23 protein-coding genes and 1 pseudogene are annotated in these 26,751 nt (G+C 71.7%); 13 read left to right on the top strand and 11 right to left on the bottom strand.

Annotated features, from left to right (window positions below; all coding sequences use genetic code 11):
- Positions 1-66 precede the first annotated feature (66 nt).
- Together AB0K36_RS19320 and AB0K36_RS19315 are read left to right on the top strand one after the other, a co-directional pair.
- Positions 67-870: pseudogene (locus tag AB0K36_RS19320) on the top strand (response regulator transcription factor); the annotation flags it as partial.
- Between the two features lie 182 nt (positions 871-1,052).
- Positions 1,053-2,681, top strand: coding sequence for a sensor histidine kinase (locus AB0K36_RS19315; RefSeq protein ID WP_364595611.1), 1,629 nt, complete (start codon positions 1,053-1,055; stop codon positions 2,679-2,681).
- A gap of 322 nt (positions 2,682-3,003) precedes the next feature.
- On the opposite strand, the gene AB0K36_RS19310 is transcribed toward AB0K36_RS19315, so the two are convergent.
- Positions 3,004-3,660: an HAD family hydrolase gene (locus tag AB0K36_RS19310; protein WP_435877890.1), complete on the bottom strand. Its 657-nt coding sequence runs from the start codon at positions 3,658-3,660 to the stop codon at positions 3,004-3,006.
- 86 nt (positions 3,661-3,746) lie between these two features.
- The gene (locus AB0K36_RS19305) at positions 3,747-4,316 is read right to left on the bottom strand and encodes an adenylosuccinate lyase (RefSeq protein WP_364595607.1); all 570 of its coding nucleotides are present in this window, start codon (positions 4,314-4,316) and stop codon (positions 3,747-3,749) included.
- A 340-nt stretch (positions 4,317-4,656) separates the two neighbouring features.
- On the opposite strand from AB0K36_RS19305, the gene AB0K36_RS19300 reads away from it, so the two are divergent.
- The 9 genes from AB0K36_RS19300 (at position 4,657) to pssA (ending at position 15,595) form a co-directional block, all read left to right on the top strand.
- Positions 4,657-6,438: a 3-hydroxyacyl-CoA dehydrogenase family protein gene (locus tag AB0K36_RS19300; protein ID WP_364595604.1), complete on the top strand. Its 1,782-nt coding sequence runs from the start codon at positions 4,657-4,659 to the stop codon at positions 6,436-6,438.
- A 121-nt stretch (positions 6,439-6,559) separates the two neighbouring features.
- Positions 6,560-7,405: a TetR family transcriptional regulator gene (locus AB0K36_RS19295; protein ID WP_435877887.1), complete on the top strand. Its 846-nt coding sequence runs from the start codon at positions 6,560-6,562 to the stop codon at positions 7,403-7,405.
- A gap of 466 nt (positions 7,406-7,871) precedes the next feature.
- On the top strand, positions 7,872-9,209 hold the full coding sequence (gene ccrA / locus AB0K36_RS19290; protein WP_364595598.1) for a crotonyl-CoA carboxylase/reductase: 1,338 nt from the start codon (positions 7,872-7,874) through the stop codon (positions 9,207-9,209).
- 9 nt (positions 9,210-9,218) lie between these two features.
- Positions 9,219-11,231: a protein meaA gene (locus AB0K36_RS19285; protein WP_364595595.1), complete on the top strand. Its 2,013-nt coding sequence runs from the start codon at positions 9,219-9,221 to the stop codon at positions 11,229-11,231.
- Complete coding sequence (locus tag AB0K36_RS19280; RefSeq protein ID WP_307709261.1) at positions 11,228-12,202, top strand: HpcH/HpaI aldolase/citrate lyase family protein; 975 nt, start codon at positions 11,228-11,230, stop codon at positions 12,200-12,202. Before AB0K36_RS19285 ends, AB0K36_RS19280 begins: the two co-directional genes overlap by 4 nt.
- Before the next feature lie 5 nt (positions 12,203-12,207).
- Complete coding sequence (locus tag AB0K36_RS19275) at positions 12,208-12,720, top strand: MaoC family dehydratase (RefSeq protein ID WP_189464471.1); 513 nt, start codon at positions 12,208-12,210, stop codon at positions 12,718-12,720.
- 2 nt (positions 12,721-12,722) lie between these two features.
- Positions 12,723-13,928, top strand: coding sequence for an acyl-CoA dehydrogenase family protein (locus AB0K36_RS19270; RefSeq protein ID WP_005309527.1), 1,206 nt, complete (start codon positions 12,723-12,725; stop codon positions 13,926-13,928).
- Between the two features lie 169 nt (positions 13,929-14,097).
- Positions 14,098-14,754, top strand: coding sequence for a phosphatidylserine decarboxylase (locus AB0K36_RS19265; protein WP_189464470.1), 657 nt, complete (start codon positions 14,098-14,100; stop codon positions 14,752-14,754).
- Positions 14,741-15,595 carry a CDP-diacylglycerol--serine O-phosphatidyltransferase gene (gene pssA / locus AB0K36_RS19260; protein WP_364595589.1) on the top strand — a complete coding sequence of 285 codons (855 nt, stop codon included), beginning with the start codon at positions 14,741-14,743 and terminating at the stop codon, positions 15,593-15,595. The genes AB0K36_RS19265 and pssA overlap by 14 nt, the downstream gene beginning before the upstream one ends.
- A 101-nt stretch (positions 15,596-15,696) precedes the next feature.
- Here pssA and AB0K36_RS19255 read toward each other — a convergent pair whose 3' ends face one another.
- The 7 genes from AB0K36_RS19255 to AB0K36_RS19225 form a co-directional block, all read right to left on the bottom strand.
- A complete protein-coding gene (locus AB0K36_RS19255) occupies positions 15,697-16,533 on the bottom strand; it encodes a helix-turn-helix transcriptional regulator (RefSeq protein WP_364595586.1) in 837 nt (278 codons plus the stop codon).
- Between the two features lie 412 nt (positions 16,534-16,945).
- On the bottom strand, positions 16,946-18,205 hold the full coding sequence (locus tag AB0K36_RS19250; protein WP_364595583.1) for an ABC transporter substrate-binding protein: 1,260 nt from the start codon (positions 18,203-18,205) through the stop codon (positions 16,946-16,948).
- Positions 18,202-19,275 (bottom strand): branched-chain amino acid ABC transporter permease, encoded by a 1,074-nt coding sequence (locus tag AB0K36_RS19245; protein WP_364595674.1) that lies wholly within the window; start codon positions 19,273-19,275, stop codon positions 18,202-18,204. Before AB0K36_RS19245 ends, AB0K36_RS19250 begins: the two co-directional genes overlap by 4 nt.
- A 211-nt stretch (positions 19,276-19,486) precedes the next feature.
- Positions 19,487-20,377 carry a branched-chain amino acid ABC transporter permease gene (locus AB0K36_RS19240; protein ID WP_005309543.1) on the bottom strand — a complete coding sequence of 297 codons (891 nt, stop codon included), beginning with the start codon at positions 20,375-20,377 and terminating at the stop codon, positions 19,487-19,489.
- Positions 20,374-21,168, bottom strand: a complete 795-nt coding sequence (locus AB0K36_RS19235; protein WP_189464466.1) for an ABC transporter ATP-binding protein — start codon at positions 21,166-21,168, stop codon at positions 20,374-20,376. Before AB0K36_RS19235 ends, AB0K36_RS19240 begins: the two co-directional genes overlap by 4 nt.
- A complete protein-coding gene (locus tag AB0K36_RS19230) occupies positions 21,165-21,965 on the bottom strand; it encodes an ABC transporter ATP-binding protein (protein ID WP_364595579.1) in 801 nt (266 codons plus the stop codon). The genes AB0K36_RS19235 and AB0K36_RS19230 overlap by 4 nt, the downstream gene beginning before the upstream one ends.
- Positions 21,966-23,353: 1,388 nt before the next feature.
- Complete coding sequence (locus tag AB0K36_RS19225) at positions 23,354-24,487, bottom strand: glycerate kinase (RefSeq protein ID WP_364595576.1); 1,134 nt, start codon at positions 24,485-24,487, stop codon at positions 23,354-23,356.
- A 119-nt stretch (positions 24,488-24,606) separates the two neighbouring features.
- On the opposite strand from AB0K36_RS19225, the gene AB0K36_RS19220 reads away from it, so the two are divergent.
- Positions 24,607-25,101: an NUDIX domain-containing protein gene (locus AB0K36_RS19220; RefSeq protein ID WP_364595573.1), complete on the top strand. Its 495-nt coding sequence runs from the start codon at positions 24,607-24,609 to the stop codon at positions 25,099-25,101.
- 16 nt (positions 25,102-25,117) lie between these two features.
- Here the strand turns inward: AB0K36_RS19220 and AB0K36_RS19215 are convergent, their stop codons facing one another.
- Positions 25,118-25,318: a type II toxin-antitoxin system VapB family antitoxin gene (locus AB0K36_RS19215; RefSeq protein WP_189464463.1), complete on the bottom strand. Its 201-nt coding sequence runs from the start codon at positions 25,316-25,318 to the stop codon at positions 25,118-25,120.
- A 147-nt stretch (positions 25,319-25,465) separates the two neighbouring features.
- Between AB0K36_RS19215 and AB0K36_RS19210 the strand changes: the two genes are divergently transcribed.
- Positions 25,466-26,212 (top strand): SIR2 family NAD-dependent protein deacylase, encoded by a 747-nt coding sequence (locus AB0K36_RS19210; protein WP_364595569.1) that lies wholly within the window; start codon positions 25,466-25,468, stop codon positions 26,210-26,212.
- Here AB0K36_RS19210 and AB0K36_RS19205 read toward each other — a convergent pair.
- Positions 26,131-26,706: a methylated-DNA--[protein]-cysteine S-methyltransferase gene (locus AB0K36_RS19205; RefSeq protein ID WP_364595566.1), complete on the bottom strand. Its 576-nt coding sequence runs from the start codon at positions 26,704-26,706 to the stop codon at positions 26,131-26,133. The two genes, AB0K36_RS19210 and AB0K36_RS19205, sit on opposite strands and share 82 nt — an antisense overlap.
- Positions 26,707-26,751 lie beyond the last annotated feature (45 nt).

Raw genomic sequence — 26,751 nt, 5'->3', positions numbered from 1 at the left:
GCGGCCAGGCCGCGCGCCGGCAGGGCCCCGACGTGTCGCCGAGAACGGACGGATGGGAAGACGACCATGCGGGTGTTGCTCATCGAGGACGACGACACCATCGCCGAGCCCCTGGCCGAAGGACTGGCGCGCTTCGGGCTGGCGGTGGAACGTGTCGCCACCGGCACGGAGGCGCTCGGCGCGCCCTACGGGGACATCGTCCTGCTGGATCTCGGCCTGCCCGACATCGACGGGATCGACGTCTGCCGGCGCATCCGCCAGGTCTCCGACGTGCCCATCATCATGCTCACGGCGCGGGGCGGGGAGGCCGACCGGATCGTGGGTCTGGAGATCGGGGCCGACGACTACCTGGCGAAACCTTTCAGCATTCGTGAGCTGATCGCCCGGGTCCGGGCGGTCACCCGTCGCACGGCCGTTGCCGCCCACGGGTTCACGGGTCCGCCGGAACCGGCACGCCCGGCGGCGGTGACCGCCCTGCCGGAGCCTCCTGCCGGAGCCCCCGGCACGGACCCGGCGGCCGACGCCCGCACGGGGCGGCCCCCCGGTGGCGCGGAGGCCGCGCGGCCCGGAGGGCTCGTCGTCGACCGGCGCACCCGCCAGGTCCGGCTGGGCGCCGAGCGAGTGGCCCTCACGCCCAAGGAGTTCGACCTGCTGGCACTGCTGGCGGAGGACCCGGGCGCCGTCTACACCCGCCGGCAGATCATCGACCAGGTGTGGGACCCGCACTTCCACGGCCCGACCAGGACGCTGGACGTCCACGTGGCGACCTTGCGGCGCAAGCTCGGCGACAACCGCTGGATCGAGACCGTGCGCGGTGTGGGCTTCCGGCTGACCGACCACGTCTCCTTCCCCGGCCCGGCCGGCGCCGCGCGGCCGGGGCAGGTCGCCGACCGGGTGGCGCAGGCCCCTGACCGCGTGCCGCCTGCGACTGCCCTCCCGCCATCTGCGCCTGGCCGCGTACGACCGGTCGCCGACCGGGGCCCGGCTGCCCCCCACGCCCCGCCACCCGCTCCTGACCGGGTGCGGCAGTTCCCTGATCGGGTGCCGCCGCCGTGACCCGCCGTCTGCGGCTGAGCTACCTCACCCTCGTCGTGCTGGTGCTGCTCAGCCTGGAGATACCGCTCGGCATCGTCTACGGCGGCGCGGAGCGTCAGCGGGTGGTGCGGACCGCCGAGGACGAGGCCGAGGCCCTCGCGGCGTACGCCCGGCTCTCCCTGCGCTCCGACCAGTCGGCGGCGCTCGCACGACGGGTGATCCACTGTGCCGAGCGGATCGACGGAGAAGTGTTCGTCCTCGACCGCGACGGCAGGGTCCGTGCGGCGTCCCGTCCGATGAGCGACCGCGAGGCCCGGGACATGCTGGGCCGCAGGCACGTGCGCGCCGCACTGGGCGGGCGGGCCGCCACCGACGTGCGCACCGGCGGCTACGGACGGGTCGAGGTGCTGGCCGCGGCGGCCCCGGTGACCGCCGGAGCCTCGCGCTCCGGGGCCGTGCACCTGACGCTGCCCACCGAAGTGGTCTCCCAGCGGGTGCACCGGGTCTGGCTGACGCTCGCCGTCGCGGGACTGCTCGTCCTGACGGCCTTCGCCGGGCTGGGCCTCGCCGTGGCGCGCTGGACGGGCCGCCCCATCATGGAGCTGGAGGCGGTCACCGCCCGGCTGGCCCGCGGCGACCTCTCCGTCCGCGCGACCCTGGCGACGGCCACGGGCCCGCCCGAGGTCCGCCGGCTGGCCGGCACCTTCAACGACACCGCGGCGCGTCTGGAGCATGTGATGCGCTCGCAGCGGGCGTTCGCGGGCGAGGCGTCCCACCAGCTCAAGACGCCGCTCGCCGCGCTGCGGCTGCGACTGGACAACCTGGAGCCCGGGATCGCTCCCGGCTCCCGCGCCAACCTGGCCGCCGCGATGACGGAGACCGAGCGGCTCGCCCGGATGGTCGAGACGCTGCTCGCCATGGCCCGGCTCGAGGAGCACGCCACCGGCCGCGAGCCCGTGGCCCTCGACCGCTGCGCCCGTGAACGGGCCGCCACCTGGCGCCCGTTGTTCGCTTCCCGGGGATGCCGGCTGACCCTCGGCGGCGAGCGCGTCGGCCATGCGCTCGCCGTACCGGGCGCGGTGGAACAGATCCTGGACAACCTGCTCTCCAACGCCCTGCGGGTCTCCGGGCCCGGGACCGAGGTCCGGCTCGAGACCCGCCTGGTACGCGCTTCTCGCCGGGCGTCGCGCGAAGCCCGCTCCCCCTGGGCGGAGTTGCACGTCATCGACGAAGGCCCCGGGCTGCCGCCCGAGCAGCGTGCCCGCGCCTTCGACCGCTTCTGGCGCGCGCCGGGCGCTGCCGCCGGCGGCAGCGGCCTCGGACTCGCCCTGGTGCAGCGGCTCGCCGTCGCCGGCGGCGGGCGGGCCACGCTGGAGGAGGCCCCGCACGGCGGTCTGGACGCGGTGGTCCGCCTTCCCGCGGTGCCGCCCCGGCCCGCCGCACCGCCGCCGCGTCCGGTGGACGGCCCGCGCGCGCCCTGGAAACCGCGCCGCATGGCGGACGCGGCCCGCGCGCGCCTGCGCACGCGCCCCGGCGGCGGCAGGCTCGGCCGCGGGGCGCCCCCTCCCGTCCCGGGCCCGGCCGATTCCCCTCAGCAGCCGACATCGACACGGGCCCGGGGCGGGGCCGGGCCGACACGGACGTGACCGTGACCCGACGCAGGCGCCGCGAAGGCCGCGTACGCAGGCCGCCGAGAGCGAACCCGGTTCACCCCATCGCTCAGGCGACCGCGCCCATGCTCGGCCTGCCCGTCTGGTCGCTGCGCGGCGGCGGCCAGTTCCCGCACGGCGGGCCACGCCGCCCGCGGCCCCAGCCGCACGCTTCCGGGTCCGCTCACAGTCAGGTCACGTCAGGACAGGACAGGTCAGGACCCGTCCCCGTCACGGTCACGGTCGCGTCGGACGCGGTCAGGGAAGCTGAGGACAAGGCCCGCGGACCGTGCCGATGGCGCGCCGATCCCGGAGCACCTCATTCCACTGCGGCTGATCCCTCCAGCCGTCGGGCGTGGGGCACGGACGTGAACGCGAGGATGTCGCGGACCGCTTCGCGCAGGGTGCCGAAGTGGCGGTGCACGCCGTCCACCGCCGCGGGGGCGTTGACCCCCCACACCGTCATTCCGGCGCTCAGTCCGGACCGCACGCCGGACGGGGCGTCCTCGATGACGAGACAGTCCGCCGGTTCGGCGCCGAGTCGCGCGGCGGCCTGCAGATAGGGCACAGGCGACGGCTTGCCCTCGTCGACGGCGGCCGCGTCCACGAGGACGTCCGGCACCGGCAGGCCGGTCCGGGCGAAGCGGCCGCGTACCCGGTGCTCGTAGTTCGAGGTCACCAAGGCCCAGCTCCCGGGCCGCAGGGCGCCGAGCAGTTCCGAGGCCCCGTCGAAGGCCGCATAGGTGCCCGACCGGACGTCCTCGTCCTCCAACTCGTGCAGGGCGGCCAGGCACTCGTGAGGGTCCTCGCCCGGAGCGACCTGTGCGAAGGTCTCCGACGGCCGCGTCCGCAACGCCACCCGGTAGACCTCGTCGGGGTCCAGTCCGTACCGCTCCGCCCAGGCCCGCCAGACCCGGCGCTGGTTCTCCACGGCATCGATCAACGTGCCGTCGACATCGAACAGGACGTACTTCATGGCGCCGGGCCGCACGGTTTCGCCGATCACCCGTCGATCATGCCAGCAGGCTCCGCGCAGTCGGTCTGCGGACAGGCCCGGGCTCCTCACATCTCCAGCCTGGCCAGTGCCGCCGCCGCGGCGGCCGTCAGGCGGGGGTGGGGCAGGGCGGCGCGGACGACCTCCGCCGCGCGTTTGTCGCCGAGCGCGCCGAGGCCCTCCACACAGGCAAGGGCCACGCGCCAGTGGGGGTCCCCGGCCGTGAGTCTGCGGCGCAGGACCGTCATCAGCGCCGGCACGGACTCGGGGGCGCGCAGCCTGGTCAGCAGGCGGACCGGCAACAGGGCGTAGGCGACGCGGAGTTCGTTGGTGGCGAGTGCCGCCGCCGCGCGGGGGGTCCTGGGGTCGCCCAGCAGGAACAGCGCGTGGGCCGCGGAGACGCAGCGCTCCGGGTCGCGGTGGTTGAGCAGCAGGACCAGGGACTCGAAGGCCCGGCGGTCCCCGGCGCACCCGAGGCGGAAGGCGGCGAGTTCGCGGGCCCACAGGGGGCGTTCGCGTTCGGTGAGGACCGCGGCGAGTTCGTCATGGTCGGTGGTGGTCAGCAGTCGTTCGTACACCGGACCGCCGCCCGCCTCGTCCCGTAGCCGGCTCGCGAGCGACCGTAACTCCTCGTCCATGGGAGCAGGGTATCGAGGCGGCGGAGGCGCGATCCAGATCACATCACTCCAGGGCTGGCGCGCTCGTTACCCGCGAGTTAATCTCAGGTGAGCGGGTAACCCCCGCGCTTTCGGCGGCCTGGTGACGCAGCCGTCGAGAGGTTGTCGGTTCGGCTTTTCGAAGCCCGCAGTACGACGTGGCCCGGGACAGGCCCGTCGGCCCAGCACCACGACACGCGTTTTCCCGCCCGCCGCACGCCCCTCGGTGTCCGGCCTGTGCGCATTCGGCGCTCCTCGGCGATTCTTCCGTTCCGCCCCGCGCGCTCCTCCTTCAGTCGTCACTCATCCCTGGAGTCCCGTGATGGACACCCCTCTCCACACCATTGCCGTCGTCGGCCTCGGCACCATGGGCACCGGCATCGCCGAGGTCCTCGCCCGCGCCGGCCGTGAGGTCATCGGCATCGACGTCAGCGACGCCGCGGCCCGCCGGGCCGTCCTCGCGCTCGAGGCCTCCACCGCCCGCGCCGTGGAGCGCGAGCGGATCACCGAGGAGGAGCGCCGCACCGTCCTCGCCCGCTTCCGCACCTTCTCCGACCTTCAGGCCGCGGCGGAGGCCGACCTCGTCATCGAGGTCGTGCCCGAGTCGTACGAGGCCAAGCTCCAGGTCCTGCGGGAGCTGGACGGCATCGTCCGGCCGCAGGCGATCATCGCCACGGGTACCAACGCCCTCTCCGTGACCCGGCTCGCCGCCGATTCCCAGCACCCTGAGCGCGTGCTCGGCCTGCACTTCTTCAACCCGGCGCCGGCGATGAAGCTGGTCGAGGTGGTCTCCTGCGTGCTCACCGCGCCGGCGGCCGTGGAGGCCGTCACCGCGCTCGCCACGGAGCTCGGCAAGGAGCCGGTCGCGGTCGGCGACCGGCCCGGATTCGTGGCCGACGGCCTGCTGTTCGGCTACCTCAACCAGGCGGCGGCGATGTACGAGTCGCGATACGCCTCCCGTGAGGACATCGACGCCGCGATGAAGCTCGGCTGCGGTCTGCCGATGGGTCCGCTCGCGCTGCTCGACCTGATCGGCATCGACACCGCCCGTACCGTCCTGGACGCCATGTACGCGGAGTCGCAGGACCGGCTGCACGCTCCGGCGCCCGTCCTGAAGCAGCTCAGCGAGGCGGGGCTGACCGGCCGGAAGGCCGGCCGCGGCTTCTACACGTACGCCGCGCCGGACACCGCGGAGGTCGTCGACGACGCGCTGACCCCCAAGCCGTCGGCGGAGGCGGCCGCCGGCCGCGAGGTCCGCTCGGTGGGTGTGGCCGGCTCGGGCACCATGGCGAGCGGTATCGCCGAGGTCTTCGCCAAGGCCGGTTACGACGTCGTCCTCGCCGCCCGCAGCCTGGAGAAGGCGGAGGTGGCCAAGGCCCGGATCGGCAAGTCGCTGGCCCGCTCGGTCTCCAAGGGCCGGATGACGGAGGAGGCCCGTGAGGCCACCCTCGCCCGTATCGCGCCCGCCGGCTCGCTGGACGCCTTCTCCGACGTCGACCTGGCGCTGGAGGCGGTGGCCGAGGACCTGGAGATCAAGCAGCAGCTGTTCGCCACCCTGGACAAGATCTGCAAGCCGGGCGCCGTGCTCGCCACCACGACCTCGTCGCTGTCGGTCGTCGCCTGCGCCCGCGCCACCTCGCGCCCCGAGGACGTCATCGGGATGCACTTCTTCAACCCGGCGCCGGCGATGAAGCTGGTCGAGGTGGTCCGCACGGTCCTCACCGCCGACGATGTGCACGCCACGGTCCGCGAGGTCACCACGAAGATCAAGAAGCACCCGGTGGACTGCGGCGACCGCGCCGGCTTCATCGTGAACGCGCTGCTCTTCCCGTACCTCAACAACGCGATCAAGATGGTCGAGGAGCACTACGCCACCCTCGACGACATCGACGCCGCGATGAAGCTCGGCGGCGGCTACCCGATGGGCCCGTTCGAGCTGCTCGACGTGGTCGGGCTCGATGTCTCGCTGGCCATCGAGAAGGTGCTGCACAACGAGTTCCGCGACCCGGGTCTGGCCCCGGCGCCGCTGCTGGAGCACCTGGTGGCGGCGGGCTGCCTCGGCCGCAAGACGGGACGCGGCTTCCGCGAATATGCCCGGCGCTGAGTCCGACGCCGGATGGGGCGGGCTGCTCGGTCCGGGCGGCCCGTCCCCGGCTCCGGCCCCGTCCGACGCCGGCACCGCCCCGTGGGCGCATTCAGCTGCTCGAATGCAGTACGTTCAGATCATGCCCCAGCCCGCTGATCCCTCCCGCCGCACCGGCCGCGCCGGCGCCCAGGCCGACGCTCCGGAGAGCGCCGCAGGCTCCCGCGCCGCCGCGCAACGTCTGAAGATGCGCCGTGAACTGGCGGCGGCGGCCATGGAGTTGTTCGCGACCAAGGGCTACGAGGCGACGACCGTCGACGAGATCGCCGCCACGGCGGGGGTGGCACGACGGACCTTCTTCCGGCACTTCCGCTCCAAGGAAGAGGCGATCTTCCCGGACCACGACGACACGCTGGTACGGGCGGAGGCGGTGCTGAACGCCGCGCCGCCCCACGAGCACCCGCTGGACACGGTCTGCCGCGGCATCAAAGAGGTCATGCGGATGTACGCGGCCTCTCCCGCGGTCTCCGTGGAGCGCTACCGCCTGACCCGCGAGGTGCCGACGCTGCGGGAGCGCGAGATCGCGTCGGTGGCCCGCTACGAGCGCCTGTTCACGCGCTATCTCCTGGGCCATTTCGACGAGCGCGACCACCACGACGGCAATGACGACCCGCTGCTGGCGGAGGTGGCCGCCTCCGCGGTCGTCACCGCGCACAACCACGTGCTGCGCCGCTGGCTGCGGGCCGGCGGCCAGGGCGACGTGGAGGCCCAGCTCGACCACGCGTTCGCGATCGTCCGCGACACGTTCGGTTCGGGCATAGGGGCCGGCCGCAAGAGCGGCACGGTCATGGGCGAGACCACCCCGGCGGCCGAAGAGCCCGCGGCCACGGCCCGCACGCAGGGCGAGGTGCTGGTGGCCGTGGCCCGTACGGACGCGCCGCTGAGCGAGGTCATGCGGACGATCGAGCAGGCACTCAAGAGCGGCTGACCAGCCCGTACGGATTCACCCGTCCGGCGGTACCTGGCGTCGCGAGAGTCACATCACGCCCCCTTACTCCAGCAGCACACATACGCACACAACGTCACGGCCGCCCCGTCCTGGGGCGGCCGTTCGCGCTGCTCAGGAGCCCATTCGATCGATCATCGCTCATATGTGTCCGGCGGATTGCATCTGAGAGAAATTCTTGGCACGCAGTGTCTTGTCACCTGGCACGGGGTGCCATACGTTGATGTTGTCCGGGCGGCCGGCGTGCAGAGACCATTCGTACGCCGGCTGTCCCCGCAACCATCGCGCTGCGCGCCCGGACGCCTGCGTCACCAGGCACCTTCAAGCGCCCACCAGCGCCGCCACCGAGCACCACCCGCCGAACCGACGGCACACCTCCACAGCAGCAGCACCACCCCGACGTACCCCTCAGCGTCCCCCTCAGACGCTCTTCGCCGGAGGCAACACCGTGAAGGAAATCCTGGACGCGATCCAGTCGACGGAGTCCACGTCCGCCGACTTCGCCGCTCTGACCATCCCCGAGTCCTACCGCGCGGTCACCGTGCACAAGGACGAGGTCGACATGTTCGAGGGCCTCGCCACGCGGGAGAAGGACCCCCGCAAGTCCCTCCATGTCGAGGACGTGCCGGTGCCGGAGCTCGGCCCCGGCGAGGCCCTGGTTGCGGTCATGGCCTCCTCGGTCAACTACAACTCCGTGTGGACCTCGATCTTCGAGCCGCTGTCGACCTTCGGGTTCCTGGAGCGCTACGGACGCCTGTCCGAGCTCACCAAGCGCCACGACCTGCCGTACCACGTCATCGGGTCCGACCTCGCGGGCGTCGTCCTGCGCACCGGCCCCGGCGTGAACGCCTGGAACCCCGGGGACGAGGTCGTCGCGCACTGCCTCTCCGTCGAGCTGGAGTCCTCCGACGGCCACAACGACACGATGCTCGACCCCGAGCAGCGCATCTGGGGCTTCGAGACCAACTTCGGCGGCCTCGCCGAGATCGCGCTCGTCAAGTCCAACCAGCTGATGCCCAAGCCCAAGCACCTCAGCTGGGAGGAGGCCGCTTCCCCGGGCCTGGTCAACTCCACCGCGTACCGCCAGCTCGTCTCCCGCAACGGCGCCGGCATGAAGCAGGGCGACAACGTCCTCATCTGGGGCGCCAGCGGCGGACTCGGCTCCTACGCCACCCAGTTCGCGCTGGCCGGCGGCGCCAACCCGATCTGTGTCGTCTCCAGCGACCAGAAGGCGGACATCTGCCGGAAGATGGGCGCCGAGGCGATCATCGACCGCAACGCCGAGGGCTACAAGTTCTGGAAGGACGAGCACACCCAGGACCCGAAGGAGTGGAAGCGCTTCGGCAAGCGCATCCGCGAACTCACCGGCGGCGAGGACATCGACATCGTCTTCGAGCACCCCGGCCGCGAGACCTTCGGCGCGAGCGTCTACGTCACCCGCAAGGGCGGCACCATCACCACCTGCGCCTCGACCTCGGGCTACATGCACGAGTACGACAACCGCTACCTGTGGATGTCGCTGAAGCGGATCATCGGCTCGCACTTCGCCAACTACCGCGAGGCGTGGGAGGCCAACCGCCTCATCGCCAAGGGCAAGATCCACCCGACGCTCTCGAAGGTCTACTCCCTCGAGGACACCGGCCAGGCCGCGTACGACGTGCACCGCAACCTCCACCAGGGCAAGGTCGGCGTCCTCGCCCTCGCCCCGCGGGAAGGCCTCGGCGTCCGCGACCCGGAGATGCGCGAGAAGCACCTCGACGCCATCAACCGCTTCAGGAATGTCTGAGGTCTGCAGATGACAGAGCGCCAGAAGGACCGGCCCTGGCTCATGCGGACGTACGCCGGTCACTCGACCGCCGAGGCGTCCAACGAGCTGTACCGGCGCAACCTCGCCAAGGGCCAGACGGGTCTGTCGGTGGCCTTCGACCTGCCGACCCAGACCGGTTACGACCCCGACCACGTCCTCGCCCGCGGCGAGGTCGGCCGGGTCGGGGTGCCGGTCTCCCATCTGGGCGACATGCGCCGGCTGTTCCAGGACATCCCCCTGGAGCAGATGAACACCTCGATGACCATCAACGCCACGGCCATGTGGCTGCTGGCGCTGTACCAGGTGGTCGCCGAGGAGCAGGGTGCGGACATCACCAGGCTCCAGGGCACGACCCAGAACGACATCGTCAAGGAGTACCTGTCGCGCGGGACGCACGTCTTCCCGCCCGGTCCTTCGCTGCGCCTGACCACCGACATGATCACGTACACGGTGGCCAACATCCCCAAGTGGAACCCGATCAACATCTGCAGCTACCACCTGCAGGAGGCCGGGGCCACGCCGGTGCAGGAGATCGCGTACGCGATGTCCACCGCGATCGCCGTGCTGGACGCGGTGCGCGACTCCGGCCAGGTGCCGGCGGAGAAGTTCGGTGACGTCGTCGCCCGCATCTCGTTCTTCGTGAACGCGGGCGTCCGCTTCATCGAGGAGATGTGCAAGATGCGCGCGTTCGGGCGCATCTGGGACAAGGTCACCCGCGAGCGCTACGGCATCGAGAACGAGAAGCAGCGCCGCTTCCGCTACGGCGTCCAGGTCAACTCCCTCGGACTGACCGAGGCGCAGCCGGAGAACAACGTCCAGCGCATCGTGCTCGAGATGCTGGCCGTGACGCTCTCCAAGGACGCCCGGGCCCGCGCCGTGCAGCTCCCCGCGTGGAACGAGGCGCTGGGTCTGCCCCGGCCGTGGGACCAGCAGTGGTCGCTGCGCATCCAGCAGGTGCTGGCGCACGAGTCGGACCTGCTCGAGTACGAGGACATCTTCGACGGGTCGCACGTCATCGAGGCCAAGGTCGAGTCGCTGGTCGCCGAGTGCCTGGCGGAGATCGACCGGATCCAGGAGATGGGCGGCGCGATGGCGGCCGTCGAGTCCGGCTACCTCAAGTCGCAGCTGGTCTCCTCGCACGCCGAGAGGCGGGCACGGATCGAGGCGGGCGACGAGAAGATCGTCGGCGTCAACATCTACGAGACCACCGAGGAGAACCCGCTCACCGCGGACCTCGACACGGCCATCATGACGGTCGACCCGGCGAACGAGGCCCGGGTCGTCGCGAAGCTGCACGAGTGGCGCGCGGACCGCGACGAGTCCCGTGCGGCAGAGGCCCTCGCGGCACTGAAGAAGGCCGCGGCGGGCACCGAGAACCTGATGGCGGCCACCGTCGAGTGTGCGCGTGCGGGCGTCACCACCGGCGAGTGGGCCTGGGCGCTGCGTGACGTCTTCGGCGAGTTCCGTGCGCCGACGGGCGTCAGCAGCGCCCCGGTGGCCGTCACCGCGGAGGCGGGCACCCCGCTCGCCGCCGTGCGCGAGAAGGTGGCGCGTACCGCGGACGAGCTGGGCTGCGGCCGGCTGCGGCTGCTGGTCGGCAAGCCGGGCCTGGACGGGCACTCCAACGGCGCAGAGCAGATCGCCGTACGGGCCCGTGACGCCGGGTTCGAGGTGGTCTACCAGGGCATCAGGCTCACGCCTGAGCAGATCGTCTCCGCCGCCCTCGCGGAGGACGTGCACTGCGTCGGCCTCTCCATCCTGTCCGGCTCGCACGCCGAGCTGGTGCCGGACGTACTCGCACGGCTGCGCGAGGCGGGCGCCGTGGACATTCCGGTGATCGTCGGCGGGATCATCCCGAACGCCGACGGCGCCGCTCTGAAGGAGGCGGGCGTGGCCGCCGTCTTCACCCCGAAGGACTTCGGTATCACGGAGATCATCGGCCGTATCGTCGACGAGATCCGTAAAGCGAACAAGCTCGACCCTCTGGAGGTCCCCGCATGAGCACCCCTGTGCACCCGGTCAACCGTCTTCGTCCGCGCCGTTCCTGCCTGGCGGTGCCCGGCTCGAACCCGCGGTTCCTGGAGAAGGCCCAGGGTCTGCCCGCCGACCAGGTCTTCCTCGACCTGGAGGACGCGTGTGCGCCGCTCGCGAAGCCGGACGCGCGCCACACCATCGTGAAGTTCCTCAACGAGGGCGACTGGACCGGCAAGACGCGGGTCGTGCGGGTCAACGACTGGACCACGCACTGGACCTACCGTGACGTCGTCACGGTCGTCGAGGGCGCCGGCCAGAACCTCGACTGCATCATGCTGCCGAAGGTGCAGGACGCCCAGCAGATCGTGGCGCTGGACCTGCTGCTCACCCAGATCGAGAAGACGATGGGCTTCGAGGTCGGCAAGATCGGCATCGAGGCGCAGATCGAGAACGCGCAGGGCCTCAACAACGTCAACGCGATCGCCCAGGCGTCGCCGCGCGTGGAGACGATCATCTTCGGCCCGGCCGACTTCATGGCCTCCATCAACATGAAGTCACTGGTCGTCGGCGAGCAGCCCCCCGGTTACGACGCCGACGCGTACCACTACATCCTGATGAAGATCCTGATGGCGGCCCGCGCCAACAACCTCCAGGCGATCGACGGCCCCTACCTGCAGATCCGCAACATCGACGGCTACCGCGCCGTCGCGCAGCGCGCCGCCGCTCTCGGCTTCGACGGCAAGTGGGTGCTCCACCCGGGTCAGGTCGAGGCGTCCAACGAGATCTTCTCGCCGTCGCAGGAGGACTACGACCACGCGGAGCTGATCCTCGACGCGTACGACTACTACACGTCGGAGGCGGGCGGCAAGAAGGGCTCGGCGATGCTCGGCGACGAGATGATCGACGAGGCCAGCCGCAAGATGGCACTCGTCGTCTCCGGCAAGGGGCGCGCGGCCGGCATGCAGCGCACCAGCAAGTTCGAGATCCCGGAGGCCTGACCGTCATGCAGTTCGGACGCACCTACGAGGAGTTCGAGGTCGGCGCGGTCTACAAGCACTGGCCCGGGAAGACGGTCACGGAGTACGACGACCACCTCTTCTGTCTCCTGACGATGAACCACCACCCCCTCCACATGGACGTCAACTATGCGGAGAACACGACGGACTTCGGCAAGAACGTCGTGGTGGGCAACTACATCTACTCGCTGCTGCTCGGCATGTCCGTGCCGGACGTCTCCGGCAAGGCCATCGCCAACCTGGAGATCGAGTCGCTGCGGCACGTGGCGCCGACCTTCCACGGCGACACGATCTACGGCGAGACCACCGTCCTCGACAAGACGCCCTCCCGGTCGAAGAGCGACCGCGGGATCGTCTACGTGGAGACCAAGGGCTACAAGCAGGACGGCACCCTCGTCTGCGTCTTCCGGCGCAAGGTGATGGTCCCGACGGAGACGTACATCAAGGAGCGCGGCGGCGAGCAGCCCGGCCGGCCCGAGCTGAAGTCACAGGAGAAGTAGTCATGGCGCGACTCGCCCAGACCCACGGTCTGACCGATGTTCAGCAGGAGATCCTCGCCACCGTGCGGGACTTTGTCGACAAGGAGATCATCCCTGTCGCCACCGGGCTGGAGCACAAGGACGAGTACCCGACGCAGATCGTCGAGGGCCTGAAGGAACTCGGCCTGTTCGGCCTGATGATCCCGGAGGAGTACGGCGGCCTGGGCGAGTCCCTTCTCACGTACGCGCTGTGCGTGGAGGAGATCGCCCGTGGCTGGATGTCCGTCTCCGGCATCATCAACACGCACTTCATCGTGGCGTACATGCTCAAGCAGCACGGCACGCAGGAGCAGAAGGACACCTTCCTGCCGCGCATGGCGCTGGGCGAGGTGCGGGGCGCGTTCTCGATGTCCGAGCCCGGCCTCGGCTCCGACGTGTCGGCCATCACGTCCAAGGGCGTCAAGGACGGTGACGAGTACGTCCTCAACGGCCAGAAGATGTGGCTGACGAACGGTGGCACGTCCACTCTGGTCGCCGTCCTGTGCCGGAGTGACGAAGGACACCCCGAGGGCACCGCCCCGCACAAGTCGATGACGACCTTCCTGGTCGAGAAGGAGCCCGGCTTCGGAGAGGTCCGCCCCGGCCTCACCATCCCCGGGAAGATCGACAAGATGGGTTACAAGGGCGTCGACACGACCGAACTCATCATGGACGGACTGCGCATTCCGGCCAATCGGGTACTCGGCGGCACCACCGGCCGAGGGTTTTACCAAATGATGGACGGCGTCGAGGTCGGGCGCGTGAATGTGGCCGCGCGTGGCTGCGGTGTCGCGCAGCGTGCCTTTGAGCTGGGCGTCTCCTACGCCCAGCAGCGCCACACCTTCGGCAAGCAGATCGCCCAGCACCAGGCGATCCAGTTCAAGCTGGCCGAGATGGCTACCAAGGTCGAGGCCGCCCATGCGATGATGGTGAACGCGGCACGCAAAAAGGACTCCGGGGAACGAAACGACCTGGAGGCAGGGATGGCGAAGTACCTCGCCTCCGAGTACTGCAAGGAAGTCGTCGAGGACGCCTTCCGTATCCACGGCGGCTACGGCTTCTCCAAGGAGTACGAGATCGAGCGCCTCTACCGTGAGGCTCCGATGCTGCTGATCGGTGAGGGTACCGCCGAGATCCAGAAAATGATCATTGGTCGTCGGCTGCTCGAGGAGTACCGATTCCAGGGTTGATTGTCGCTTTTGAGTCGGTTACGGCCGGAAGATGATCACACCCTGTCATCATCTTCCGGCCGCCGACTCGGCTTCTGCCTTTCCCAGTTGCGGGTCGTAACCGATACGATCGCGGGAAAGCCGCCGTCCCCCGTTGCCAGCGCGGCATCATCCGCTACGAAGGTCATCCATGCCCCACAGCCAAACCTCTGCACCTCGCGACAGCCTCCTTGGCGTACGTATCGCTCGCGGAGCATCGCCGTGGCTTCTGCCGACCGTCGCCACCGCTGCACTCAGCCTGGCCCGTTCGCGCCGCTCCCGGCGTGCCGCGGCCATCGCCGTGCCCACCACCGCGCTCGCGGCGGGCATGCTGTGGTTCTTCCGCGACCCCGAGCGTGAGATCGCGCACGGCCGGGTCATCTCGCCGGCCGACGGTGTGGTGCAGAGCATCATGCCGTGGAAGGACGGACGTACCCGTGTCGCGATCTTCATGAGCCCGCTCAACGTCCACGTCAACCGCGCGCCCCTCTCGGGCACGGTGACGTCGGTCGAGCACATCCCGGGCGGTTTCGTCCCCGCGTTCAACAAGGAGAGCGAGAACAACGAGCGCGTTGTCTGGCACTTCGACACCGAGCTCGGTGACATCGAGATGGTGCAGATCGCCGGCGCGGTCGCGCGGCGGATCGTCCCGTACATCCCGCAGGGCACCAAGGTCGAGCAGGGCGACCGCATCGGTCTGATCCGCTTCGGATCGCGCGTTGACATCTACCTTCCGGAAGGTGTCGACGTCGCTGTCGAGGTCGGTCAGACCACGACTGCGGGGGTGACTCGAATTGACCGTGATTGATCCCGAAACCCAGGCGTCCAACTGGGTCGCCGAGGACGACGACGCGGAGGAAATGCCGCTGTCGCTGCGGTTGTCGATAGCGGACACCCTCACACTCGGTAACGCGACGTGCGGATTCATGGCGGTGTACTTCACCACCACCGGCATCCTCATCCCGCACCTGTCGGGTGACGAGTCCGGCATGGCCCGCAACAGCGCGGCCACGGCCGTGATCCTCATGCTGTGCGCGGCGGTCTTCGACCTGTTCGACGGCCTCGTCGCCCGCAAGCTGCGGTCGTCGCCGATGGGTGCGGAGCTGGACAACCTCTCCGATCTGATCAGCTTCGGTCTGGCGCCCGCGTACTTCGTGCTGGTGTACGGCATGGTCGCGAGCGACGCGCACGAGCGGGTCGCGGCGGTGGGCGCGATCGTTGTGCTGCTGGCGGTGGTGCTGCGGCTTGCGCGCTTCTCGTGCGTCACCGTGAAGGACGGCACGTTCCAGGGCATGCCCTCGCCGTTCGGTGCGCTCACGGTCGTCTCGATCGTGCTGCTCGAGCTGCCGTTCGAGGCGACACTGCTGGCGGTCGTCGGTACCGCGTGGCTGATGGTGAGCCGGGTCGAGTACCCGAAGCCGCGGGGCATCCTCGCGGTGGCGATGCTCGGCTGGATCGTTTCGGCCATGGGCATGCTGGCGGCGTGGGCGTTCGACGCGCCGGGCGGCCAGGTGCTGCTGCAGATGGGCTGCGCGCTGCAGATCGTGATGGCGGCGACGATCCCGCTGTTCGCCACGGCGCGCCGGGTGAACACGTTCCGTGACAACCGGCGTGAGAGCCGCGAGGCGCGGGCGGCACAGCTCCCGTAGTCCTGCTCGTACGTTGCCCCAGGGGCCCGGACCGAATTCGGTCCGGGCCCCTGGGGCTTTCCCGCGCCCCTATGCCCCCCGGGCCGGTCGGAGCCGCGCCCTCAGTCGCACGCGGGCGCCGGCACGTCGCGCGGGGCGCCCGGGTCGAGCAGACCGAGCCGCTGGGCGTGCAGCACGGCGCTGAGGCGGTCCGGGGCGTCCAGCTTCCGGTACACACTCTGCAGATGCTTGTGCACGGTACGCACCGACACATGGAGCCGGCGGGCGATGGCCTGCGCGGGCAGGCCCTCGGCGAGCAGCCGCAGGACCGCCGACTCGCGCGGGGTGATGCCCAGCGCCGACGCCTGCGCCCCGGACGGGCCGGCCCCACCGCGGTGTCCGCCCGCCGCGCCCGGTGCCGCGCGACCGGTCAGCAGTTCGTGCTGGGCCGCGGCCGCCCGCAGCAGCGGCTGAACGGCCGCCGCGTACCGCAGGGCCCGCTCGTCGAAGTCGGGTCCGCCGCGGTGGATCACGAAGCCCCGCACCGGACGGTTCCGGCCCGGCAGGGGCAGCCCCAGCATCTGGTCGGTCCCGAGGCAATGGCGGAGGACGCTCGCGGTCTCACTGTTCCGCCAGCGGGAACCCGCGATCCGGGCCGCCGTGCCGGGTGCGCGGTCCGGCAAGGTGCCGTAGTGCCCGGCGAAGGGATAGCCCTCCCGGATCAGGCGTGCGGCCCGGCCCGCGGGCACGTCCGTGCTGCCCACGCCCCTTCGCCACACCCGCACGGGGCCGTCGTCGGCAAGCCACTCGGAGTCCTTGGCGACGACCACCTCGCCGCCGAGCGCCCGCATCAGCTCCTCCGCCACCGCACGCCACAGATGATCCGGGTCCCTGGTCTCGAGGAGGCTCACGGCGAGCTCCAGCATGCGCGCGTAATCGATTCCTGCCGGGTCGGACATCCCTCTGCCTTTCGCGGTCCCCCTGCCGGAGCAGGGAGCGCCACGCGGCGGTCGAGCGTGGCGTACGGAGCAGCTTGCCGCAGCGGAAGAGGCCGTGGCCAGCGGCTGTCCGGCCGTCAATACGCACTTGTCCCCATAGTGACCGTGATCCGGCTCGGCCATAGTTCTGGCGGGGCCGGCGCGTCGGCGGTCCGCCACGGGGGTTCGGATCACGGGCGCCACGCCGCGCCCCGCCGGGGAGGCGTGCGGTCACCCCCGCCGGCGTCGTCGGGTACGGCGCCGTCCGGTGGCGGACCCGGCCGTCCCCGGCGAGGACTCCCCGGCGCGGCGGCCGAAGCCGCTGCCCGGGACGCCCTCGCCCCTCGCCCCCTGAGCCGGGGACGAGGGGCGAGCGGCGAGTGACGAGGTGGGGTCAGCCCGCGGAGGGCTTGAAGGACTTCGCCACCTCCGACGCCGTCCCCGGACGGACCACCTTCAGGCCGCCGGGCACGGACTTGTCCGGCTTCATGATGAAGCTCTCACGCGTGGACGGCGCCGCCGGGTCCGAGAGGTCGTGGGTGATGCCGAAGTCGCTCTTGTACGCGTTGAGCGTCAGCAGCGCCTTGTCGACGCCCTCCCGGGTCAGGTCCTTGTCGGCGCACGCCTTCTTCAGCGCCTCGCCGAAGACCGTCGCCGCCGTGTAGCCGGCGACCACACCGTTGTCGAGGCCGTCCTTCGGGTACTCGGCCGCGTACTCCTTGGCGAGCTTCGACGGGCCGGGCTCCGGCGCGCCGATCGGGAGCGTGGAGGAGGCGATGTAGAAGTCCTTGGTGAGCGCCGGTCCCGCCGGCGTCGCCAGCAGCTGCGGCGCGAACGCGGAGTTGTTGCCGACGATCGGCACGTTGAAGCCGCCCGCCGCCGCCACACCGGCCAGGGACGCCGCCTGCCGCGGACCCGCGCTGAGCAGGATCGCCTTGACGCCCGCCTTCTTCAGGGCCGCGACCTGCGCCGTCATGTCGTTGTCCGTCGGCTTGATCTTCTGCTCGACGACCGTGAGGCCCGCCTTCTCGGCCGCGTACTTGGAGCCGGCCAGCGCGTTCTCGCCGTAGTCGCCCTCGAAGAAGACGTGACCGATCTTGTCGCCCTTGGCGATGCGCTTCTCGGCGAGAAGGTAGTCGACGGCGTTGATCGTCTCGACGTCGTACGTGGCGCCGAGGACCCGGACGTACGGGCTGCCCAGCAGGTTCGCGGACCACGCCTGGGGCAGCACGAGCCCCTTGTCCTGGCCGTTGACGCGCTCCTTGACGGCCGCGACGAACGGAGAGCCGATGAACTGCGCGAAGCCGAGCACCTTCGGCTCCAGCTCGGTGTAGCCGGCGACGGCCTTCTGCGGGTCGTAGCCGTGGTCGCGGACCGTCAGCTCGATCTGCCGGTCGCAGATGCCGCCGGCCGCGTTGGTCTGCTTCGCCCACAGCTGCTGGGCCTGGGTGACGCTCTTGCCGAGGGAGGCGTAGACGCCCGTCATGTCGGTGAGCACGCCGAGCGTGATCGCCTTGTCGGTGACCCCCTTGTCGGTCTTGACTCCCCCGGCGCCCTTGGTGTCACCGTCGCCGCTGGAGGCCTTGCTGCTGCAACCGGCCGTCACCGTCAGCGCGAGGACGGCGAGGACCGCCGCGTACGTTCTTGACTTCATTTCTTCTCCCGAGGGGACGGAACGAGGCGGGTGAGTCCGCCGGGCAGGAACAGCACGACCGCGACGACAGCCGCGCCGTACAGATAGCGGGAGGCCTCCCCGGGGGACACGCCGCCGGTGCCCGGTGCGGAGACCAGGGGCAGGGCGTCGCTCCAGCGGGTGAGGACCTGGGGGAGCAGCGAGACGAAGATCGCGCCTACGACGGCTCCCGCGACCGTGCCGAGACCGCCGATGACGATCATGGCCAGGTACTCGAGGGAAAGGATCATGCCGAAGTACTCGGGCACGGTCCGCTGGAAGATCAGGGCCAGCAGGACGCCGGCGAGACCCGCATACATCGAGGACAGGACGAAGACGGCGGCCCGGTAGCGGGCGACCGGCACGCCCATCACGCCGGCGGCGATGCGGTGGTCCCGCAGGGCGTTCATCGCCCTGCCGGGCCGGCTGCGGAGCACTCCGCGGGCGAAGAGGCCGCACAGCAGGAGGGCGACGAGTGCGGCGTACCAGAGCTTCTCCATGGACTGGAACGGGACGGCGGCGACGAGGAGCTCGCTGTCGTCGAACTCGAATCCGAAGAGGGAGAGCGGAGGCACGGAGCGGCCGTTGAAACCGCCGGTCAGGTCACGGGCGTTGAACAGCACATGCTGGCCGACGAAGATCAGCGCGAGCGTGGCGATACCGAGGTACGCCCCGCGCAGCCGGCCGGCGATGGGGCTGAACACCCCGCCCGCCAGACCGGCGAGGAGTACCGCGAGCACGGCCGCCAGCCATGTCGGCAGGCCGAGACCTGCCAGCTCGTGACCGCTCTCCACGTCGTTGCCGCCGGCCAGGACGCAGTAGCCGTACGCGCCGATGGCCAGGAAGAAGGCGTGCCCCATGGAGAGCTGCCCGGTCGCGCCGGTGAGCAGGTTGATGCCGATGGCGCCGATCGCGGCGGCCATGGCGAAGAGGCCTGCCTGGAGCCAGAAGCGGTCGAGATAGAAGGGCAGCGCGAGGAGGAGGAGCGACAGGGCGACCCAGACGTACGCGCGGGGGCGCCGCCACGGCGGAGCCTGCCGTACGCCGGCCACCGGGCCGGGCCGGGCAGCCTCTGAAGCGGCCTTCGCGGGCTCCGTACCGCCGGGCGGTACGGGTGCCGCGTCGGCGGCCTTCTCCGGCACGGCGGCCTCGCCCGCGGGAGCGGGGACGGACGGCTTCGCGGCTTCCCCCGTGGGGGCGGGGACGGACGGCTTCGCGGTCTCGACGCGCTCTGAGCGCTCCGCGGAGCCGGGGCGGTCGGTGTCAGACACGGGCGAGCTCCTTCGTGCCGAAGAGTCCGGCGGGCCGCGCCAACAGCACGAGCAGCATCACCAGGTACGGGGCGAGATCCCCGATCCCCCCGCCCAGGAAGGTCAGTTCGCTCTGGTAGCCCGTAGCGAACGACTCCGTGACCCCGACGATCAGACCGCCCGCCAACGCACCCGTGGTCGAGTCCAGGCCGCCGAGGATCGCGGCCGGGAACGCCTTGAGGGCGGCGAGGGAGGTGGCCCGTTCCAGGCCGGGCGTCGGGAAGACGGTCAGGAACAGCGCCGCGACCGCGGCGAGCGCGCCGGCGACCGCCCAGGCCGACATCGAGACCCGTCCGAGGCGTACGCCCATCAGCGCGGCCGTCTGCGGGTTCTCGGCCGCGGCCCGCATCGCCACGCCCCAGGAGGTGTAGCGGAAGGCGAGCAGGAACGCCGTGATGAGCAGCGCGGCGGCGACGAACGCCGCGATCCGGGTCTGCGCGATCGTGATCTCACCGAGGTTCACCACCCGGTCGCCCCAGGGGTCGCCGAGCGCCATCACGTCCGTGCCGATCAGCCGGGTGAGCTCCGTCGTGAGGAGGATGTCCACACCGATCGTGACGATGGCGAGGACGCTGTGGTCCGAGCCCCGGTAACGGCGCATGACCAGGAAGTCGACGGCGGAGCCGACGACCGCGGCGCCGGCGATCCCGACGGCCAGCGCCGGCCAGAAGCCGAGGTCGTCGTGGAGGACCGCGGTGATGTAACCGCCCGCCAGGAGCAGCGAGGCGTGGGCGAAGTTGACCACCTCCGTCGCCTTGAAGATGACGACGAAACCGAGGGCGATCAGGGCGTAGACGGAGCCGATGGACAGCCCGCCCAGGAGAAGTTCTGTGAACGTGGTCATGGCGTGGCCTCCGTACCGAGGTACGCCTGCACTACCGCCGGATCACCCTGTACCTGGGCGGGCGTGCCGCCCGCGATACGGCGTCCGAAGTCGAGCACGGTCACGGCGTCCGCGAGCCGCATCACCACCCCCATGTCATGTTCCACGAGCACGATCGATATGCCGAGGCTGTCGCGTACGCCCGCGACGACCGCGGCGGTCTGCCGCCGTTCGTCGGCGGTCATGCCCGCGACGGGCTCGTCGAGGAGCAGGATCCGCGGCTCCATGCACAGGGCGCGGGCCAGTTCCACGAGCTTCTGCTTTCCGTAAGGGAGTTCACCGGCGGGCCGGTCGAGGTCGTCCGCGAGGCCGACGAACTCGGCGATCTCCGCGACGCGTTCGCGGTGCCGGCGTTCCTCGCGGGCCGCCGACGGCAGCCGCAGTCCCGCCGCGACGAACCCGGTACGGGTCAGCCGGTGCCGGCCGAGCAGCAGGCTGTCGGCGACCGTGACGTGGGGCGGGAGGGCGATGTTCTGGAACGTCCGGGCCACGCCGAGCGCCGCGATGCGGTGCGGCGGGAGGCCGGTCAGCTCGTCGTCGCCGAAGCGGACGCTGCCCTCCGTCGCCCTGTACACACCCGAGAGCACGTTGAACGTGGTGGACTTGCCGGCCCCGTTCGGCCCGATGACGGCGTGCACACTGCCCGGCTCGACGGTGAAGGACACCCCGTCGAGTGCGGTGAGCCCGGCGAAGCGGACCGTGACCTCCTCGACGACGAGCGGTGCGATCGCCGTGGTCGTCGTCGCGCTCATGCGGACCACCTCCGCAGCGTGGGCGCCGCGTTCTGCGCCTGCACGGCGTCCTGTGCGGCCTCCTCGTCGACGACCCCGAGATAGCGGCGCCGGACCTCGTCCGAGGCCGCCAGTTCGTCGGCCGGCCCCTCGAGGGCGACCTCGCCGACGTCCAGGACGTAGGCCCGGGAAGCCAGTCGCAGGGCGATCGCCGCGTTCTGCTCGACGAGCATCACGGGTGTGCCGGCGGCGTTGATCTCCTTGATCGTCTCGGCGATCCGCGCCGCCATGAGCGGGGCGAGGCCCAGCGAGGGCTCGTCGAGGAGCAGCAGCCGGGGACGGGCCATCAGCGCCCGGCCCATCGCGAGCATCTGCTGTTCACCGCCGGACAGGAGACCGGCCTTCTGCTGGGCGCGGTCGGCCAGCACGGGGAACAGCTCGTGCACCCGGGCGAGCGCGGCGGCGGACTCCCGCCGCCCGCGCACCCCTAGGGTGCCGGCCCGCAGATTGTCCGCCACGGTCATCCGTGCGAAGACCTGGCGGCCCTCCGGCACCTGGACGACTCCGGCCGCCACGACCCCGGCGGCGCTGAGGCCGTCCAGCGGGCGGCCCTCGAAACTGATGCTTCCGGCGGTGACATGCCCACGCTGGAACGGCAGTGTGCGTGACACCGCTCGCAGCAGGGTGGACTTGCCGGCGCCGTTGCCGCCGAGTACGGCGACGACGGCACCCTCGGGCACCTCGACGGAGACGTCCCGCAACGCCCGTACGGGCCCGTACCCCACGGACAGCGCCCGCACCTCCAACGCGGCGGCCATACGCAACCCCTTGTCCGGCTCACCAACGGTCGGCTCGCCTCTCGGGGCCTACACCAGCACCGGGCGGCCCGCGGGGTCCACGGCTGTCACGGGACTCGCTGCGCCTGACCAGCGGCGGGACACCCACGCTGTGCACCGGCACAGCCGACACGCCGTGCCCGGGGGCGTCGCGCTCCGCCCAGCGCGGGCCGGTCCCCGGGCGAGCCCCGTCCGGCACGGGGTGGTGTGCCCAGCGGGCAGCGCACGGCACCGGGCTGGAGCGCCCAGCGGGCGGGCCGGCTCGGGGGCGATGCGCCCTGCGGACGTCCGGGACGGGGCGCTACGGCCCTGGGGCCGGCCCGGCCAGGGGTGGGCGCTCCGTCCGGGCGTGCCCGACTCGGGGGCGGCGGGCCCGGTCGAATGCGTTGCGCCCGCGGGCGTTGCCCGGTCGAGTGCGTGACGTCCCCGGGTTGGGCCCCCGGGGCGTGTCCCGCAGGGGTGCGTCGCGGCGTGCAGATCCGTCAGGCCGGTGGTCGCTCCATGCGGGACAGCGGTCCTGACGTGGGGTGACGGCAGCCCAAGTCGGACCGCGCGCGGTGTAGCCCGTCCCCGCCCGGACCGGTGTCCGTCCCGGCCCGGACGCCGCCAGGACGTGTCCGTCCCGGGCGGTGCGCAGCCGGAGACCGCGGGGCCTCGCGCGGCACGAAGCTGCCGCCCTGGCGGCGTGCAGGCGCCAGGCCCCCACGCCGCCCCCTGGAAGGGCCCCGTTGGTGGGTCGGGCCCTCACCCGACCGAGGCCCGTCCGGGCCCGGACGGGCCCCAGGACGTGTCCGTCCCGGGCGGTGCGCAGCCGGGGACTGCAGGGGCCTCGCGCGGCGCGAAGCTGCCGCCCTGGCGGCGTGCAGGCGCCAGGCCCCCACGCCGCCTCCCGGGAGGGCCCCGTTGGGGGGCGGGCCGCCACCCGACCGGGCCCGGACGGGCCCCAGGACGTGTCCGTCCCGGGCGGTGCGCAGCCGGGGACTGCAGGGGCCTCGCGCGGCGCGAAGCTGCCGCCCTGTGGGCGTGGGGGCGCCACCCCCACCAACCCTCCCCTCCCCGAGGAGGGAACTGGGGCGTCAGCCCCCACAGGGAGGCCGGGGCTTGCCCCCCATCCCGCGGCGGAGCCGCACATTGATACAGCGGGAAGGGGCGGGGTGGGGAAAAGGCTCCGCGCAGCGGCACGGCGTGGCGGGTCCGAACCCCCGCACGGGAGGTGCGGCGTGGCGGGACCGAGCCCGCGCACGGGGGCGTCCCTCCAGAGCTGATTCGCCCTCGCCGGGAGGGGCGTCAGCCCCCACGGGACCCGGGGGCGGAGCCCCGGTGGGGGTGGAGGCAACGTCCCGCGCAGCGGGACGCGCCCCGGGCGACGGTCAGATCAGGAAGTCCCGCGCGATCGACTCAGCCACGCGTTCCAGGAGGGGGCCCGCCTGGGACATGGACGCCGCCGGGTCCGGTTCGAGCGCCGACAAGGCGTACGCGCGGCGGATGCCCGCGTGGCCCAGGGCCTCCGGGGGGAGGGCCAGGCGGCCGCAGACCGCGACGACCTCGATGCCGCGGGCGCGGGCCGCCGCCGCGACGCCCGCCGGGGCCTTGCCGTGCAGGGTCTGCTCGTCGAGGGAGCCCTCGCCGGTGATGACGAGCGTCGCCCTCGCCAGCGCGGGGGCGAAACCGAGGACGTCGAGCATGACCTCGATGCCGGGCCGGAAGCTCGCGCCGAGCGCGACCAGCGCCCCGTAGCCGATGCCGCCTGCCGCGCCCGCGCCGGGCGAGTCCGCGTGTTCGGGGCCGAGGACGGAGGCGTAGTGCGCGAGGGCCTCGTCGAGGAGGGCAACGTCGTCCGGCGTGGCGCCCTTCTGCGGCCCGTACACCGCCGGCGCGCCCTTCGGACCCGTCAGCGGGTTGTCGACGTCACTGGCGAGGATCAGTTCGACGTCCTTGAGGCGGGCGTCGAGCCCTGACAGGTCGGCCGTCGCCAGTTCGCGCAGGCCTCCCCCGCCGGGCGGCACCGGCGCTCCGGACGCGTCGAGGAAGCGTGCGCCGAGCGCGGCGAGCATTCCGGCGCCGCCGTCGGTGGTCGCGCTGCCGCCGACGCCGAAGACGATCGTGCGCGCGCCCGCGTCGAGCGCGGCGCGCAGGAGTTCCCCGGAGCCGTACGTCGTGGCGTTCAGCGGCGCGAAGACACCGGCCGGCAGGTGCTGGAGGCCGGATGCCTCGGCCATCTCGACCACCGCGGTGCCGTCCCGGAGGGCGTACGCCGCGGTCAGTGACTCGCCGCGCGGCCCCGTGACCGGCACCTCGCGGCGTTCGAAGCCAGCGGCGACCGCCGCCGCGACCGTGCCGTCGCCGCCGTCGGCGACGGGCAGGGCCTCGACCTCCAGCCCGGGCAGGACCCGCCGCAGGCCGGCCGTCACCCGCTCCGCGACCTGTACGGCCGTGAGCGAGCCCTTGAACTTGTCAGCCGCGACGAGCACCCGCGCGGGCTGAGTAACTGCTCCGTCCGTCACCTTGTATCCCTTGCTATCGAACAGGCAGTCGCGCCGCCCCGACCTTATCGGCAGCACCGGAGGGCATGCCAGTCCCACATCGTCCGGCTCCGTACGCCGAATGGCCTACGCTGCGTGCCGTGACGACCTCCGACTACGCCGCGTACATCGCTTCCCTGCCCCGCGTGCTCGCCGGTGCCGCCGTGCTGCTGCGGAACGACGAGGGCCTCGTGCTGCTCGTGGAGCCCAACTACCGCGAGGGCTGGGGGCTGCCGGGCGGCACCATCGAGTCCGATCTGGGCGAGACTCCGCGCCAGGCCGCCCGGCGGGAGGCCGCGGAGGAGATCGGGCTCGACGTCGAGCCGGGGGCGCTGCTCGCCGTCGACTGGGTGCCGGGCGAGGGCCGGCCGCCGATCACCGCGTACGTGTACGACGGCGGCGTGCTCACCGAGGAACGCCTCAAGGCGATCCGGCTCCAGGAGGAGGAGCTGCTCTCCTGGCGGCTGGTGGCCAGAGAGGACCTTCCCCGGTTTCTGCTCGGTTCGCTCGCGCACCGGGTTCTGGCCGCCCTCGACGCGCTGGAGGCGGGAACCGGGACGGTCGAGCTGGTCAACGGACTGCCGCCGGTGTACTGACCGGTCGCCCCGGAGGTCACGCCTGGGGATCCGGCGGCTGGACGTCGCGCTTGCCCTGGGGCTCGTCGCGTGCGGCCACCCGCGCCTCCGTGCGGTGGCCCCGCGCGATGTAGTCGCGCACGACCAGCTCGACGGCGTCCTGCGGACTGCCCACGCCCGCCAGCACCATGACCTCGACGACGAGTTCGGCATCCAGACTGATCGTGACCTTCGCCATGGGCGGGACGGTAGCACCGGCGCGCAAACCGTTCGCCACCGGTGGTGCCGTCTGCGTACATTCGGTCATATGAGAGCCCTCGCGATCCGGGCGTGGCACAGGCAGGCGCGGTCGTGAGGGGACGCCGGTACCCCATGGAGCAGAGCAATGGCAGAAGTGACCTCGCGCCATGACCGGCCCCTTGTCGCCATCCTCAGTGGCGCCGGTGTCTCCACCGATTCCGGGATCCCTGACTATCGCGGCCCCAACGGGCTGTGGCGGCGGGATCCTGAGGCGCAGAAACTGGTCACGTACGAGTACTACATGGCTGATCCGGAGATCCGGCGGCGGTCGTGGCAGATGCGGCGTGAGAACCGGACGCTGAAGGCCGAGCCGAACGCGGCGCACCGGGCGGTCGTCGCGCTCGAGCGGTCCGGGGTGCCGGTGCGGGTGATCACTCAGAACGTGGACGGGCTGCACCAGCTCGCCGGGCTGCCCGCCCGCAAGGTCTTCGAACTGCACGGCAGCGCACGGAGTTTCGTGTGCACCGTGTGCCACGCGCGCGGGCCGATGGAGGACGCCCTCGCCCGTGTGGAGGACGGTGAGGACGACCCGCCGTGCCTGGAGTGCGGCGGGATCCTGAAGTCGGCGACCGTGATGTTCGGCCAGCGCCTCGACCCGGTCGTGCTGGGTCAGGCCGTCGCGGTCACCAAGGCCTGCCAGGTGTTCGTCGCCGTCGGGACCAGCCTTCAGGTCCAGCCGGCCGCGGGCCTCGCCGGTGTCGCGGCCGAGCACGGCGCCCGGCTGATCGTCGTGAACGCCGAACCGACGCCTTACGACGAGATGGCCGACGAGGTCGTCCGGGAGCCCATCGGGACGGCGCTGCCCGCGCTGCTGGAGCGGCTCGCGGGCTGAAAGAGGGCGTCGTCGAAGCCGCCGCGCTCGAAGGAGAGCAGCCGCTGTTTGCGGTCGAGGCCGCCGCCGTAGCCGACGAGGCTGCCGGACGAGCCGATGACGCGGTGGCAGGGCACGATGATGCCGATCGGGTTCTTGCCGTTGGCGAGCCCCACGGCGCGCGACGCGCCCCGGTTGCCGAGGTTCTCCGCGAGTTCGCCGTAGGTGCGGGTCTGCCCGTACGGGATCCGGCACAGCTGCTCCCACACGCTGCGCTGGAAGGGTGTGCCCGTGAAGTGCATCGGCAGGTCGAACTCGGTGAGTTCGCGGGCGAAGTAGGCGTCGAGCTGGCGGACGGTCTCGCCGAACGGCCGCTCGTCCTCCTCGCCGAAGGTCTCCTCCGCGGGGCGGTGCCGCTGCTCGGTCATGTACAGCCCGCTGAGCACGCCGTCGGTGGCGACGAGGGTGAGCGGGCCGTACGGGCTGTCGACGACGGTGTACTGACGGATCGTCATGTCTGTTCGGTCTCCTTACGCGGTTACGCGGTTACGCGGGTTACA

The organism is Streptomyces kurssanovii, from assembly GCF_040677245.1.
Classification (GTDB): domain Bacteria; phylum Actinomycetota; class Actinomycetes; order Streptomycetales; family Streptomycetaceae; genus Streptomyces; species Streptomyces kurssanovii.
This window is presented reverse-complemented; position numbering and strand designations above follow the sequence as displayed.